A 12986-nucleotide genomic window follows, 5' to 3' on the forward strand; every position below is an offset into this window, starting at 1 on the left:
GCCCCCGGCCCGGCCGCCGCGCCTGCCGCCGTTCCCCCAGCCGCTCCCCCAGCCGATGCCGTCCCCGGCGCCGATCCCGCTGCCGTCGTCTCATGCGTCTCTGTCGTCGTCATGCCTCTACTCTCGGCCGACCCGACCCTTCACGTCCATCGAAACTTACTGAAGCCATTGTTCAGTCCAACTGCATGGTTGGGTCCAGCTCCGCGGCCCGCCGCAACGCCCCCAGCGTCCGCCGCAGCAGCGGGGCGTCCTGCGAGCCGCCGCGCACCGCGCCCACGATCCGGCGCCGCGGCCGGTCCACGTCCAGCGGCCGTACCGCCAAGTCCTGGGTCAGGGCGCCGGACGCGGACATCCGCGGCACCAGCGCGATCCCCATTCCGGCCGCGACCAGGGCGAAGATCGCGGGCCAGTCGGCGGCGGCGTGCGCCTGCTCCGGCACGAATCCGGCCTCGGCGCAGGCCGCCAGGGTGATCTCGCGCCACGGTCCGCGACTGCCGAAGATCCACGGGTCCTCTGCGAGCTGGGCCAGTCGCAGCCCCGGCGCGGCGGCCAGCGGATGCGTCGCGGGCAGCGCGATGTCCAGCGGGTCGGTGAGCAGCGGGGCGATCACGAAGCGCGTGTCGCGGGCCGTCGGCGCGTCCACGGCCAGCGACAGCGCGAGATCCACGTCTCCGGCGGCCAGCTCCTCGTACACCTCGGCGGCCTCCGCCTCGCGCACCGACAAGGTGATGCCGGGCGCGTCGCGGCGCAGCAGCCGAGCGGCGGGCACCACCAGGCGCGTGATGGACGTGGCGATGGCGCCGACCTTCACGACGCCGACCTCGCCCTGTGCGTACCCGTCGAGTTCGGCGCCCGCGCGTTCGAGCTGCGCGAAGACGACCTCGGCGTGTCTGAGCAGGACGTGCGCGGCGCCGGTCAGCCGTACGCCGCGACCGCGCGCCTCCAACACCGGCGTGCCGATCTGCTTGGAGAGCGCGGCCAGTTGCTGTGAGACGGCCGACGGGGTCATCCGCAGCGCGCCCGCGGCGGCCGTGACCGTACCGGTGTCGCGCAGCGCGCGGAGGATTTGCAGCTTGCGGAGATCCCAGTCCTTCATGCAGTCAGCCTAAACAATTCCGGCCCGATACCCCGGCTCAAACCGAACGGTGCATGGGACGCAGGATTCGTACGAGGCGCCCGTACGCCCCCCGAAGGCCCCCTTGAGTCCGCCGGACGGATCAGGACGCCGCGCTCCCCTCCGCCACCACACCCTCGCGGTGCTGCTGCGGGCTGATGCCGCGGACGCGCTTGAAGGCGGCGCTGAGCGCGAAGGGGCTGCCGTATCCCACCTTGCGGGCCACGGCGCCAATGGTGGCGTCCGGCTCGCGCAGCAGGTCGGCGGCGAGGGAGAGCCGCCAGTTGGTCAGGTACGACATGGGCGGTTCGCCGACGAGATCGGTGAACCGGCGGCCGAGGGCGGCGCGGGAGACGCCGGTCCTGGCGGCCAGCGCCGCGACCGTCCACGGGTGCGCGGGGTCGTCGTGCAGCAGGCGCAGCGCGGGGCCGACGACCGGGTCGCTCTGGGCGACGTACCAGGCGGGCGCGCCGGCCTCCGGGCGGGAGAACCAGGCGCGCAGCACCGCGATCAGCAGCAGGTCGAGGAGCCGGTCGAGGACGACCTCCTGCCCCGGCTCGTCCCTGACGATCTCCTCGCAGAGCAGTGCGGGCAGCGGGCTGGCCCAGGCGTCGCCCGGCATGACCAGGACGTGCGGCAGGGCGGAGAGCAGCCGCTGGCTGATCTCGCCGCGCATCTGATACGTCCCGGTGATCATCACCACGGAGTCCTCGGCGGTCCCGGCACCCCTCTGACCTGCGCCGACGGCTCCCGACACGGACCGCACCGGTCCCGGCGCCCCGACCCTACCCACCGCCTCGGGCGGCACATCACCCCACGTCCGGACCCCCAGGTCCATCTCGTCGCACAGCTCGACGCCCTGCGGGGTCGCGGAGACCTGTCCGGGATGGATGACGATCTGCGGCTCGGTGGCCGGCGCGTCCGCGACCGTGTACGGCTCCGGGCCGCGGATCACCGCGATGTCACCGGGGCACAGCCGTACGGGGTCGCTCTTGTCCGGCACCACCCAGCCGTCGCCGCGCACCATCAGGGCCAGCGTCAGCGGCGCCCGGTCCTCGATCCGCAGCGACCAGGGCGGGGTGAGGATCGACCGCAGCAGGAAGGCGCCTCGGGCCCGCGGCCCGTCCAGCAGATTCGCCAGTGCGTCCATGCGCCCAGCCTAGGACTGGACGCCCACGCATGGGGGTGAGCTTTTCGACGATGGTCCCGCCGCCCTCGCCGCCGTTTCACTGAGGCCATGACACCGAACGCGCATACCGCGCCCCGCGACCGGACACCTCAGCGGGCACCTCGACAGCCACCTCAGCAGCCACCTCAACAGGCTCCGCACCAGCAGCATTACGCGGCGTGGCCGTACGGTACGCCGCCGCCTCAGCCGATGTCCGGCGGCGGCGCGGCGGACCCGGAGCGGCAGCCGCGCCGGGAGCGGCCGCTCCCGCAGGACCGCTCCGGTCGGGACCGCTCCGGTCGGGACCGCCAACCCGCCTACCAGCGGCCCGAGTCGGGCCGGAATCCGACCGCTCGTCCCCGAGGACCCAGAGGAGTTGCCATGTCCGGCGACATCCGCAGTCTCGTGCTGCTCGCCGCCACGCTCGCCACCGGCCTGATGGCGGGCCTGTACTTCGCCTTCTCCGTCGCCGTCATGCCGGGCCTCGCCGCCTCCGACGACCGGACGTTCGTGGAGGCCATGCAACGCGTCAACGTGGCCATACTCAACGGCTGGTTCAGCCTCGCCTTCGGCGGCGCCCTGGTCCTGGGCGGGATCGCGGCGGCGCTGCACTGGCGCGGCGACGGACGGCCCGCGCTGCCGTGGATCATCGCCGGGGTGGCCCTCTACGCCGCCTCGCTCGTCGTCACCATGGGCTTCAACGTCCCGCTCAACGACAAGCTCGCCGCCGCGGGCGACCCGTCGAAGATCCGCGATCTCGCCGCCGTCCGGGAGCAGTTCGAGTCCGCCTGGCTGCGCTGGAACGTCGCCCGCGTCCTGACCACGACGGCCGCGCTCGGCTGCCTCGCCTGGGCCCTGCGGCTGGGCCGGGGATGACCCCCGCCGGGCCGACGGGCGAACGGCACGCGGCTTCGCGGCCGTTACGACCTAAGGCGTGTCCGGCGGATCATGGGCGGTCCAGGCGGCGTGTGGTGTTCCCCGGACTCCGTCCGGGGCCCCTGAGCGCAAGGCGCCGGGGTGGCCTCAAAGCGGAGCTATTCGGGTATTCCGGCGACGCGGGCGGGCGTGCGTGCCAGGCGCCGCCAGCCAGAGGCGACTTCACGGACACGCCCTGGGCGGTCACCGCGGCCGCGATCCGCCGCGCCACCTCGTCGGGGGCGATGTCCGCCGTCTCGACGATCTCGCCTTCCTCGCGCAGCCAGGGGAGGGCGTCGGCGTACGGGGCGACATGGTCGTGCCGCCAGCGTCGGATGCCGGTGCCCTCGGGGTGTCGATCCGCGCGGCGCGCGTCAACGGGTCGGCGTGCAGCACGAAGTGCCGCAGTGGAATGCCGGACTTCGCGAACCCGTCCCGCAGTTCGGTCCAGTACGCCCGCACCAGCACCGACTGCGGTACGACCAGCGTCCCGCCGACGTAGCCGAGGATCTGCGCGGCCGTCTCGACCACGAGGGCGCGCCACGGCGGATGGTCCTGGAAGTCGGCGACGGGGACCGAGTCGAGGACGGGGCGCAGCATGGAGCCGACCGTCTCGGAGTCGAAGATCCGCGCGTCAGGGAGGAGTTCGGTGAGCAGCCGGGACGTCGTGGTCTTGCCGACGCCGAAGGTGCCGTTGAGCCAGACGATCATGCCCGCGAGCACAACGGGCACGTGGGCGGCCGCCCGAGGACCCCGACAGGACTACGGCGCCGGCGCGTACGGCCGACAGCGGGCGTACGGCATCAGGTGAACGATCCGTGGCGGCCCTCGCCGGAGGCGAAACGGGAGGCGCCCGCCGCCGCCTCGGTCAGGGAGATCCGGCCGTGGGCCAACTCCACGGCCAGGGCGGCCCCTTCGGGCAGACCTTCCTGCTCCAGCAGGGAGAGCCGGTCCTCGCGCAGGCAGGTCTGAGGGAAGGCGGCGATCTCGGCCGCGAGTCGCTCGGCGGCGGCGCGGGCGGTGCCGGGCGGGACGACGCGGTCGACGAGGCCGATGGCGAGGGCTTCCGCCGCGTCGACCGGACGGCCGGTGAGGACGAGGTCCATCGCCCGGCCCGCGCCGATCAGCCGGGGCAGCCGTACGGTGCCGCCGTCGATCAGCGGCACGCCCCAGCGGCGGCAGAAGACGCCGAACACGGCGTCCTCCTCGGCGACGCGGAGGTCGCACCAGAGCGCGAGTTCGAGGCCGCCCGCGACGGCGTGCCCGGAGACGGCGGCGATCACCGGTTTCCCGAGCCGCATACGGGTCGGCCCCATCGGGCCGTCGCCGTCGTCGACGACCGCGTTGCCGCGTACGGTGCCGATCGCCTTGAGGTCCGCGCCCGCGCAGAAGGTGCCGCCCTCGCCCCAGAGGACGGCGACGGCCGCCTCCTCGTCCGCGTCGAAGGCGCGGAAGGCGTCCGCGAGCGCGGCGGCCGTGGGCCCGTCCACCGCGTTGCGCGCCTCCGGCCTGGACAGCACCACGGTGGTGACGGCGCCTTCGCGCTCGCTGCGTACGGACATCTCTCGCGCCTTCCGGTCGGCCGTCTGCGTGTCTACATGGTTACGTGGTTACGTGGTTACGTGTCGCGGGCATCGCACATGGACCGTGTACCCGCAGCGTTAACACGCGGGCACCCGCCTGAGCAAGACACCCCCTGGGGGTATATCGTCAACCGGGTGACAGCGGACGGCGACGGTACGGCACACGCGCACCGGCCGCGTACGCCCCGGCTGTTGGCGGTGTGCGCGGTCCTGCTCGGGCTGTTCTTCATGCACGGCGCACCGGCTTCCGCGAGCGAGGGCTGCCACGGCGTGCCCATGGCCATGAACATGGGCACGGACATGGGTATCGCGCGGATGTCCACTACCGCGCCCGTCGCCGCCACCACCCACTCGACTCCGCACGTACGGCCGCAGGCCCCCGCCCCCCACGTCGCCAAGACCGGCTCCGGCGGTACGTGTTGGGCCACGCCCGTACGCGCGCGGGCACCGCTCACCGGCTGGGCGCAGGTCGCCTCCGCCGTACCGCCGTTGCTGGGGGCGGGGTTGGCCGCCTCCGGCACCGCGCCGTCTCGGGACCGGCGGCGCGCTCCGCCGCCGGGCGGGCGGGCGATATTGCTGCGGGTGTGCGTCGCGCGGACGTGAAGAGGCCCGCCGCGCCGGGGAGTTCCCGGTGCGGTGTCGCGCCCTCACATCCGTCCGCATCGCATCCATATGCGCGCCGTTTTCCGCGCGCTCACCCGAAAGAGCATCATGCGAACACTCCGGCCCGCTCTCCTCGCGGCCAGCGCCGCGACCTGCGCTCTGCTGCTCGGCCTGACCGCCTGCGGCGGCGGCTCATCCACGACCGCCGGCCAGGCGCACGGCCACGCCCCGGCGTCGTCACCCGAGTCGCGCACGTCGCCCACCGCGTCCATGCCCTCGAAACCCTCCATGCCGTCCACGCCCTCCACGAACGGCATGGACGGCATGGACGGCATGGACGGCATGGACGCCCCAGCCTCCGCCAACGGCCTGTCCGCCGACCGCGACGGCTACCGCCTCGTCTCCCCCGACGCGCGGCTGCCTTCCGGCGCGCCCGCCACGTACCGCTTCTCCGTCACCGCGCCCGACGGCGGGCCGTTGACCGCCTTCGCGCTGGACCAGACGCAGCGGATGCACTTCTACGCGGTCCGGTCCGATCTCACCGGCTTCCAGCACGTGCATCCGGGGATGGCGAAGGACGGCACCTGGACGGCGCGGCTGGCGGCGCTCGCACCCGGCGCGTGGCGGTTCTTCGCGTCCTTCACGCCGGACGCGGGCCCCGGCAAGGGGACGGACGTCGTCCTGAGCCGTACGGTCACGGTCCCCGGCGCCGCCTCGTCGCCCGTGCCGCTGCCCGCGCCCAAGACCAGCGCCACGGTGGACGGTTACACGGTGACGGTGAAGGGCGACGTCATGGCGGGCATGGCGGGCATGGCGCATCCGCTGGCCGTGACCGTGACCAGGAACGGCCGCCCGGTGACCGATCTCCAGCCGTACCTGGGGACGTACGCGCACCTGACGGCGTTCCACGCCGGCGATCTGGCGTTCGCGCACCTGCATCCGACGACGGCCGTGAACGGCGATCACGGCGGCCCCGAACTGGCCTTCCACGCCGAGCTTCCCACGGCGGGCGACTGGCGGCTGTTCCTCCAGTTCCGCACGCAAGGCACCCTGCACACGGCCGCGTTGACGCTCCGCGCGGGCTGACGCACCGCCACCACGGGCGCCGCCCACGGAGTTGACTCAGGGCGGCGTCAGTGGTGTTCCTGGACGAGCACCGCGAGGGTGTCCGGCTCCAACGCGCGGAAGATGTGCGGCTCGTCGCCCGGATAGGCGATGTAGTCGCCGGGGTGGAGTTCGACGGGATCGTCCGTGAGGCCGACCAGCGCGCGGCCGGTACTGAGCACCACGTGCTCGATCATGCCGGGCGCGTGCGGGTCGGACTCGCGGGCGGTGCCGGGCTGTACGGACACCAGGTAGATGTCGCGGCGCGCGTGCGGCGGGCAGGAGGCGAGGAGCGTGGCCACGTAATCCGCGCGCTCGGCGGCGAAGGCGACGCCCTCGCCCGCGCGGACGACGCGGACACGGGGGCGGGGCGGGTCGACGAGCTGGGCGAAGGCCACGTTCAGGGTGACGCTCAGCGCCCACAGGGTCTCGACGCTGGGGTTGCCGGTGCCCGATTCGAGCTGGGAGAGCGTGGATTTCGCGATGCCCGCGCGGCGGGCGACCTCGGCGAGGGACAGGCCCGCGCGGCGGCGCTCGCGCAGGAGGGATTCCGCGATGGCCGCCAGCGGTGCCCGCCCGCTCTGCCGCTCCCGTCCGCTCTCGTCCGCGCCGCGTCCCGGCTCCCCCGACTCTCCTGACGCGTGCGCCCCCTTGTCCGCCGCCATCGCCGCACCCTTCGTTCGCCAAACTAGTCCACTCGTTCGCCTTGACGAACGATCCTCGCTCCGTTCATTATAGACGGCGATGCGTTCGATATGGCGAACTCCGGAGAAGGACCTGGTGCGGGACATCGCCCTGGTCTGCGTCGCCGATGCCGTCGTCGGGGTGTCGTTCGGCGCCATCGCCGTGGGGCTCGGCCTGCCGGTGTGGCTGCCGATGCTGCTGTCGGTGGTGGTCTTCGCGGGCGCGTCGCAGTTCATGTTCATCGGCATCGTCGCGGCGGGCGGCAATCCGGTGGCGGCGGTCGTCGCGGGCCTGCTCGTGAACGCGCGGCACGTACCGTTCGGCTTCGCGGTCGGCGACGTCTTCGGCGCCGGGCCGCTCCGCCGCATCGCGGGCAGCCATCTGATGGCGGACGAGACCGTGGCCTTCACCCTCGCCCAGCGCGAACCCGAACGGCGGCGGGCGGCGTACTGGGCGTGCGGCATCGGCCTGTTCGTCTGCTGGAACGCCGGTGTCGCCCTGGGCGCTCTGGGCGGCGGCGCGGTCGGCGACACCGACGCCTTCGGGCTGGACGCGGCCTTCCCCGCCGTACTGCTGGCCCTGGTACTGCCGTCCCTCGGTGACTCCGCGACGCGCAGGGCAGCGCTGGCCGGAGTGGTGCTCGCGCTCGTCGCGACGCCGTATCTGCCCGCCGGACTGCCGGTGTTGCTCGCCTTGGCCGGGGTCGGAGCGGCGCGGGCGGGCGGTCGTCGCGAGGAGCCGGACCCCGCCGTGCGGACCGGAGCGGGACGATGAGTACGGGGACGAGCCTGCTGCTCGCCACCGTCGCCCTGGGCGCGGGCACCTTCGCCTTCCGTTTCGCCGGGCCCGTGCTGCGCGCCCGCGTCACTCTCTCGCCGCGCCTGGAACGGCTGATGGCGCTCTGCGTCGTCGTGCTGCTCGCCGCCCTGGTCGCCACCTCCACCCTCACCGAGGGCCACGGCTTCGCCGGAGCCACCCGCCCGGCCGGGGTCGCCGTCGGCGGTCTGTGCGCGTGGCGCCGGGCACCCTTCCTCGTGGTGGTGCTCGCCGCCGCGGCCACCACGGCGGCGCTGCGGCTGCTGGGCGCGAGCTGAAAGCGGTACGGACGTGACGCGGGCCCCACAACCCACCGAAGCGCCCCTGACGTGGCGTCAATTCCGTTGAAGATCGGCTCGATTCGTAGCTGACAGCCGGATTCCAGATCGTGTTACGTGACATGTCTCCGTCGATTCACGCTCGGCAGTCACCGTCCGGACGGAGAGACACCCCCCACTGGAGGACACGTGACCGGTCCGCTGTCCCGACGAGTTTCCCTACGACTGCGCACGGCGCTGCTCGGCGTGCTCACCACATGCCTGGCGTTCACCGTCGCCGGAGCCGGAGGCGGCGCATCCGCGTCCGCCGCTGACACCGGCTCCCTGCCGTTCTCGGGCGCCACGACGTCCGGCCTGCACAACACCTACGACCCCGCCGCCTTCCCGTACCTCGCCCAGGCGTTGGACACGGGCACGTCGCTGATCGAGCTGGACGTGTGGGACGACTTCTTCACCCAGGAGTGGAAGGTCAGCCACTCCAGCCTGACCAGCAACGGCAACAACTGCGTGGACGCGTCCTCGCCGTCGCAGCTCTACACGGGCGGCGCGAACAAGGACCTGGAGAGCTGCCTGGACGACGTACGCGTCTGGCTCGGCGCGCACCCCGGCCACGCGCCGCTGATGATCAAGCTGGAGATGAAGGCGGGCTTCCAGGCCAACCTCGGCATGAGCCCTGCCAAGTTGGACCAGTCGATCAGCGCGCACCTCGGCAGCCTGGTGTTCAAGCCGTCCGACCTGCTGGCCAAGCCCGGCGGCGGCAGCTACGGCACGCTCGACGAGGCCGCCCAGGCGGGCAACTGGCCGACGCGGCAGCAACTCGCGGGCAAGGTGATCCTGGAGATCATCCCCGGCACCGTCGAGGAGAACAACCCGACCGACACGCTGTGGACGGACGTCGAGTACGCGAGCTACCTCAAGGGGCACGTCTCGACCGCCCAGGTCTTCCCGACCGTGCACAACGTGCAGTCGGGCGACCCGCGTTCGCGCTACTCCGACGCCTCGCTGCGCCCGTGGTTCGTGATCTTCGACGGTGACGCCTCGGCGTTCCTCAACGTCGACACGAATTGGTACGACGCGCGTCATTACCTGCTCGTGATGACCGACTCGCAGAATGTCGCGCCCGCCCTGGACGACGCGAATCCGTCCCCGGCCGACGCTCAGGCGCGGATCGCCCAACTCGCCGCGGCGCACGCGACGATCGCCTCGAACGACTGGAAGGGGCTTCCCCAGATCCAGTCGCTCGTCCTGCCGCGCGGCAACGGCTGACGGTCCTGGTTCCAGGGCCGGCCGCGGCCTCGGCCGCGCAGCACGGCACCCCACGGCGACCGCCGGCCGTGGGGTGCCGTTCCTTCTCCGCCTACCCTTCCCGTTCCGCTCAGACGGGGACGGCGCCGTCGAACGCGGGCGGCCGGTAGGTGTCGAGGCGGCCGGCCTTCGGCCCGGCCGCCTCCTCCCGGTGCAGGCCGCGGACCGCGGGCAGCGCCGCCGCCAGCGTCCGCGTCGACGCCTCCGTCCACGGGCCGCCCGGCACCAGCACCACGTGCCCGATGCCCAGACCGGCGAAGTGGCGGCAGTGCGCGACGAGTTCGTCCGCCGACTCCTGCGGCCGCAGCCTGACGCTGACGGATGTGTCGATGTCGCCGAGCGGGCGGCCGATCTTGCGGCAGTGCACGGCGAGGATGTCGAGCTTGCGGCGGATGGTGGCGCCGCCGTTGGGCACGTCGAGCAGATTGCAGGCGTCGGCGTACCGCGCGACCAGCGGCAGCATCCGGGCCTCGCCGTTTCCGCCGATCAGCACCGGCGGGTGCGGGCCGCTGAGCGGCAGCGGACTGGGGTACGGCCTGGCCAGGTCGCAGTGCGCGCCGCGGAAGGGGCTGTCGTCGCCCGACCACATCCGGTGCGCGAGCCGCAGCACGTCCTCCATCCGCTCGAAGCGTTCGGGGGCGCCGGGCGCGGGCGGGCCCAGCGCGGCGGCCTGGTGGTCGGCGTATCCGGCGCCGATGCCGAGCCAGGCCCGGCCGCCGGACAGGACGTCGAGCGTCGTGACCGCCGTGATCAGCGGGCCGGCCGCGCCGTTGCCGACCGGGCTCGCCATGGCGCCGAGCCGCACCCGTTCACTGCGCGACGCGAGGAGTCCCAGCGTCGCGTACGCCTCCAGGACCGCCTCGTCCGGTGAGCGCGTCGGGTCGGTCCGCGTCAGGTCGGTCCGCGTCGGGTCCGTCCGCGTCAGATGGTCCGTGACCCACACCGTGTCGAGCCCGATCTCGTCGGCGGTGGCGACGACCCGCTCCAACTGCCGTTCGGAGCCCCGCGGTCCCTCGGGCCAGGCGTCGTGGGCGACACTGATACTGATCCGCATCGTCTACGCCTCCGGTCCCGGACGGTCGCCGGTCGGACTGAGGTGGAGTGCGGCCAACCGCCATACGCCGTCGGTCTCGACGATCGTCTGCGTCACCCGGAAGTACCCGTCCGCGTCCCGCCCGTCGAAGATGCTCTGCTGGCCCTGCACCCCGGTGGCGACGGCCGCCCGCCCGTACTGACGGATCGTCACCTCGGCCCAGGTGAAGGCGTCGTGGACGAGCGCGCCGGAGGCGTAGCGGTCGAGCCACTGCTTCTTGTCGAGGACGAAGCCGCGCGGTCCCACCGCGCTGAAGTCGTCGGTCAGCAGCGCGTCCAGCGCGGTCACGTCACCGCGCCGTTCCGCCTCGGTCCATCGGCGCGCGAAGTCCGTCAGCTCCTGCTCGTCTTCCATGGCCGTGCCTCCTCGCGAGCGGGTGCGAAAGCCCCGGCGGAGGCCGGACTCCCGGCCACCCGTGTGCCGGTCCGGGGTGCCTCACCAGACTCCCGCGTACGCCGCCGCGCCGCATCGCCCGGCGGTATGCCTCTGCCGTACTCCCCCGGTCAACCCGCCCCGCCCCCACCCGTACTCCCCGGGGAGTAACGCCCCGCCCCCGCCCTCCCCTCACCCCCTTCGCCGGGCGTCCCCGCCCCGCAATTCGCTGGCCACCCCCACCGCCGCGACGGCACTGTGTCCCCATGCGAGAACCCGCCCGGCGCGTCCGCGCCCTCCACACCCCCACCACGATCACCGTCTACCAGGCCTACGCCCCCGCGATCGGCCTCCCCGCCGCCCGCGACGGCCGCTTCCCCGCCGCCTGGAGCCGGGACCGCATGACGTGGATCAAGCCGTCGTTCCTGTGGATGATGTACCGCTGCGGTTGGGGCGCCAAGGCGGGGCAGGAGACGGTGCTCGCGGTGGAGATCACCCGTGACGGATTCGAGTGGGCGCTTCGGCACGCGTGTCTGTCCCACTACTCCCCCGACGTGCACGCCGACCGGGACGCGTGGCGTCGGCAGCTCAAGGGCGCTCCCGCGCGGGTGCAGTGGGACCCCGAACGGGACGTGCGGCTTCGGCCGTTGCCGTACCGGTCGCTGCAACTCGGGCTGTCGGGCGAGGCGGTGCGGGAGTACGCGGACACGTGGATCGTGGGGATCAGGGATGTGACGCCGCTGGCGCGGGAGGTGCACCGCTTGGTCGGGGCCGGGGACGTCGAGGGGGCGGAGCGGCTGGTGCCGGAGGAGCGGGCGTATGACGTCGTGGGCGGGCTGCCGGAGCGGGTGGGCGGGAGTTCGGGTGTCTGACCCGTGGGCGGCGGTGGGCGGGGGCCCGGGGCGAGGGTGTCGCCCTGTGGGTCTTCTCGGTCGTGTTCGGGCGGGTCACCGTCGGCATGGTGGCGCAATTCGCGGTGCGCTGGCGGGCGTGCGGATGCGCGGCCTCGGCGATCCGTCAGCGGTCGCGGAGACCGGGAGAGGACTACGCCGACAGCGAGGCGTGGTCGCCCATCACGATCACCGGGTGGTCGGCCGGGGCGAGCGTGTGCAGGAGGTCGACCATGTGCGCGGCGGAGACGCTGACGCAGCCGTGCGTCGGGCCGCCGTGGTCGACGTGGACCCAGATGCCGCCGCCGCGGTTGGCACCGAGCGGCTGGGTGCCGTCGAGCGGGGACGTACCGGGCACGCGGTTGTAGTCGATGGCGATGACGTAGTCGAAGGCGGCGTCCAGCGGCTCGCCGTCGAAGCCGACGCCGCCCGCGCGGAAGGCGGACGAGTGGTGGTAGGGCAGCTTGGCGCCCGGATCGGCGTCGAAGCCGCCCGCGTCGCTGAGGGTGAACACGCCGATGGGGCTGTGCAGATCGCCCGAGTGGTGCTTGTCGGTCCAGCCGCGCAGGGCGTTGTGCGCGGGCCAGGCCGCGCCCGCGCTCCAGTGGCCGTCGGCGGTACGGGACCACAGGGTGACGGTGGAGTCTGCGGAGTTCTTGGCCTTGCCCGAGGCCACCAGCACCTGCCGGGTGGCGGCGGGGATCGCGGAGCGGGTCTTGGGGCCGAGGCCCGGGATCACGGTGGGCGCCTCGTCCTTGACGCTCAGGGTGCCGGGGCCCGCGGCCTTGGCGGACGCGCCGGGCACCGCGGCCTGACCGTGCCCGGAGCCGCCGTTCCTGCCGCTGTCCGCGGCGGCGGAACCCGCGCCGTGCCGGTCCATCACCACATATCCGGCGCCGACGACCGCCAGCACGACGAACGCGGCGGCGCCGATCCCGGCCCTCCGTCGCAGCACATGTTTCCGACGCCGGTGGCGGTTTCGGCCACGGCCTTCTGTGGAGCGGCTCTCAGCGAAGGAGCCCGCGGGAGCGGAAGTCATCCCGGCGATCCTCGCAAACTCA

At 73.3% G+C, this 12986-nt stretch carries 14 protein-coding genes and 1 pseudogene; 7 read left to right on the forward strand and 8 right to left on the reverse strand.

Annotated features, from left to right (window positions below):
- Positions 1-172 precede the first annotated feature (172 nt).
- Both ACIP4Z_RS24540 and ACIP4Z_RS24545 read right to left on the reverse strand, forming a co-directional pair.
- A complete protein-coding gene (locus ACIP4Z_RS24540; protein ID WP_355339283.1) occupies positions 173-1096 on the reverse strand; it encodes a LysR substrate-binding domain-containing protein in 924 nt (307 codons plus the stop codon).
- 121 nt (positions 1097-1217) lie between these two features.
- Positions 1218-2264, reverse strand: a complete 1047-nt coding sequence (locus tag ACIP4Z_RS24545) for an AraC family transcriptional regulator (protein ID WP_401311456.1) — start codon at positions 2262-2264, stop codon at positions 1218-1220.
- 399 nt (positions 2265-2663) lie between these two features.
- On the opposite strand from ACIP4Z_RS24545, the gene ACIP4Z_RS24550 reads away from it, so the two are divergent.
- Complete coding sequence (locus ACIP4Z_RS24550; protein ID WP_391163703.1) at positions 2664-3158, forward strand: anthrone oxygenase family protein; 495 nt, start codon at positions 2664-2666, stop codon at positions 3156-3158.
- A 250-nt stretch (positions 3159-3408) separates the two neighbouring features.
- Here the strand turns inward: ACIP4Z_RS24550 and ACIP4Z_RS24555 are convergent.
- Positions 3409-3908 (reverse strand): annotated as a pseudogene (locus ACIP4Z_RS24555) (ATP-binding protein); the annotation flags it as partial.
- A 92-nt stretch (positions 3909-4000) separates the two neighbouring features.
- Positions 4001-4759 (reverse strand): crotonase/enoyl-CoA hydratase family protein, encoded by a 759-nt coding sequence (locus ACIP4Z_RS24560; protein WP_401311459.1) that lies wholly within the window; start codon positions 4757-4759, stop codon positions 4001-4003.
- A gap of 156 nt (positions 4760-4915) precedes the next feature.
- On the opposite strand from ACIP4Z_RS24560, the gene ACIP4Z_RS24565 reads away from it, so the two are divergent.
- Together ACIP4Z_RS24565 and ACIP4Z_RS24570 are read left to right on the forward strand one after the other, a co-directional pair.
- Positions 4916-5383 carry a hypothetical protein gene (locus ACIP4Z_RS24565; RefSeq protein WP_401311462.1) on the forward strand — a complete coding sequence of 156 codons (468 nt, stop codon included), beginning with the start codon at positions 4916-4918 and terminating at the stop codon, positions 5381-5383.
- 108 nt (positions 5384-5491) lie between these two features.
- On the forward strand, positions 5492-6469 hold the full coding sequence (locus tag ACIP4Z_RS24570; RefSeq protein WP_401311465.1) for a hypothetical protein: 978 nt from the start codon (positions 5492-5494) through the stop codon (positions 6467-6469).
- A 47-nt stretch (positions 6470-6516) separates the two neighbouring features.
- Here ACIP4Z_RS24570 and ACIP4Z_RS24575 read toward each other — a convergent pair whose 3' ends face one another.
- Entirely contained in the window at positions 6517-7152 is a 636-nt protein-coding gene (locus ACIP4Z_RS24575; protein WP_401311468.1) for a helix-turn-helix domain-containing protein, read from the reverse strand.
- A gap of 79 nt (positions 7153-7231) precedes the next feature.
- Here ACIP4Z_RS24575 and ACIP4Z_RS24580 point away from each other — a divergent pair, with 79 nt between their 5' ends.
- From ACIP4Z_RS24580 to ACIP4Z_RS24590, 3 genes are all read left to right on the forward strand, one after another.
- On the forward strand, positions 7232-7945 hold the full coding sequence (locus tag ACIP4Z_RS24580; RefSeq protein WP_401311471.1) for an AzlC family ABC transporter permease: 714 nt from the start codon (positions 7232-7234) through the stop codon (positions 7943-7945).
- The gene (locus ACIP4Z_RS24585) at positions 7942-8265 is read left to right on the forward strand and encodes an AzlD domain-containing protein (RefSeq protein ID WP_401311474.1); all 324 of its coding nucleotides are present in this window, start codon (positions 7942-7944) and stop codon (positions 8263-8265) included. The genes ACIP4Z_RS24580 and ACIP4Z_RS24585 overlap by 4 nt, the downstream gene beginning before the upstream one ends.
- A 189-nt stretch (positions 8266-8454) precedes the next feature.
- Entirely contained in the window at positions 8455-9531 is a 1077-nt protein-coding gene (locus tag ACIP4Z_RS24590) for a phosphatidylinositol-specific phospholipase C domain-containing protein (RefSeq protein WP_355339256.1), read from the forward strand.
- Between the two features lie 109 nt (positions 9532-9640).
- Here the strand turns inward: ACIP4Z_RS24590 and ACIP4Z_RS24595 are convergent, their stop codons facing one another.
- Both ACIP4Z_RS24595 and ACIP4Z_RS24600 read right to left on the reverse strand, forming a co-directional pair.
- Positions 9641-10624 (reverse strand): LLM class flavin-dependent oxidoreductase, encoded by a 984-nt coding sequence (locus ACIP4Z_RS24595; RefSeq protein WP_401311477.1) that lies wholly within the window; start codon positions 10622-10624, stop codon positions 9641-9643.
- A 3-nt stretch (positions 10625-10627) separates the two neighbouring features.
- Positions 10628-11017, reverse strand: coding sequence for a nuclear transport factor 2 family protein (locus ACIP4Z_RS24600; protein WP_355339250.1), 390 nt, complete (start codon positions 11015-11017; stop codon positions 10628-10630).
- A gap of 284 nt (positions 11018-11301) precedes the next feature.
- On the opposite strand from ACIP4Z_RS24600, the gene ACIP4Z_RS24605 reads away from it, so the two are divergent.
- On the forward strand, positions 11302-11907 hold the full coding sequence (locus tag ACIP4Z_RS24605; protein ID WP_401311480.1) for a DUF4291 domain-containing protein: 606 nt from the start codon (positions 11302-11304) through the stop codon (positions 11905-11907).
- A gap of 172 nt (positions 11908-12079) precedes the next feature.
- On the opposite strand, the gene ACIP4Z_RS24610 is transcribed toward ACIP4Z_RS24605, so the two are convergent.
- Positions 12080-12880 (reverse strand): L,D-transpeptidase family protein, encoded by an 801-nt coding sequence (locus ACIP4Z_RS24610; RefSeq protein ID WP_401311483.1) that lies wholly within the window; start codon positions 12878-12880, stop codon positions 12080-12082.
- Positions 12881-12986: the final 106 nt, after the last annotated feature.

Origin of the sequence: Streptomyces sp. NPDC088910 (genome assembly GCF_044749865.1) — a bacterium.
Taxonomy (GTDB): Bacteria; Actinomycetota; Actinomycetes; order Streptomycetales; family Streptomycetaceae; genus Actinacidiphila.

Coding starts and splice junctions, on each gene's coding strand:
- ACIP4Z_RS24545 (WP_401311456.1), bottom strand. CDS start 2,264: ATGGACGCACTGGCGAATCTGCTGGACGGGCCGCGGGCCCGAGGCGCC.
- ACIP4Z_RS24570 (WP_401311465.1), top strand. CDS start 5,492: ATGCGAACACTCCGGCCCGCTCTCCTCGCGGCCAGCGCCGCGACCTGC.
- ACIP4Z_RS24585 (WP_401311474.1), top strand. CDS start 7,942: ATGAGTACGGGGACGAGCCTGCTGCTCGCCACCGTCGCCCTGGGCGCG.
- ACIP4Z_RS24580 (WP_401311471.1), top strand. CDS start 7,232: ATGCGTTCGATATGGCGAACTCCGGAGAAGGACCTGGTGCGGGACATC.
- ACIP4Z_RS24540 (WP_355339283.1), bottom strand. CDS start 1,096: ATGAAGGACTGGGATCTCCGCAAGCTGCAAATCCTCCGCGCGCTGCGC.
- ACIP4Z_RS24550 (WP_391163703.1), top strand. CDS start 2,664: ATGTCCGGCGACATCCGCAGTCTCGTGCTGCTCGCCGCCACGCTCGCC.
- ACIP4Z_RS24605 (WP_401311480.1), top strand. CDS start 11,302: ATGCGAGAACCCGCCCGGCGCGTCCGCGCCCTCCACACCCCCACCACG.
- ACIP4Z_RS24575 (WP_401311468.1), bottom strand. CDS start 7,152: ATGGCGGCGGACAAGGGGGCGCACGCGTCAGGAGAGTCGGGGGAGCCG.
- ACIP4Z_RS24600 (WP_355339250.1), bottom strand. CDS start 11,017: ATGGAAGACGAGCAGGAGCTGACGGACTTCGCGCGCCGATGGACCGAG.
- ACIP4Z_RS24560 (WP_401311459.1), bottom strand. CDS start 4,759: ATGTCCGTACGCAGCGAGCGCGAAGGCGCCGTCACCACCGTGGTGCTG.
- ACIP4Z_RS24595 (WP_401311477.1), bottom strand. CDS start 10,624: ATGCGGATCAGTATCAGTGTCGCCCACGACGCCTGGCCCGAGGGACCG.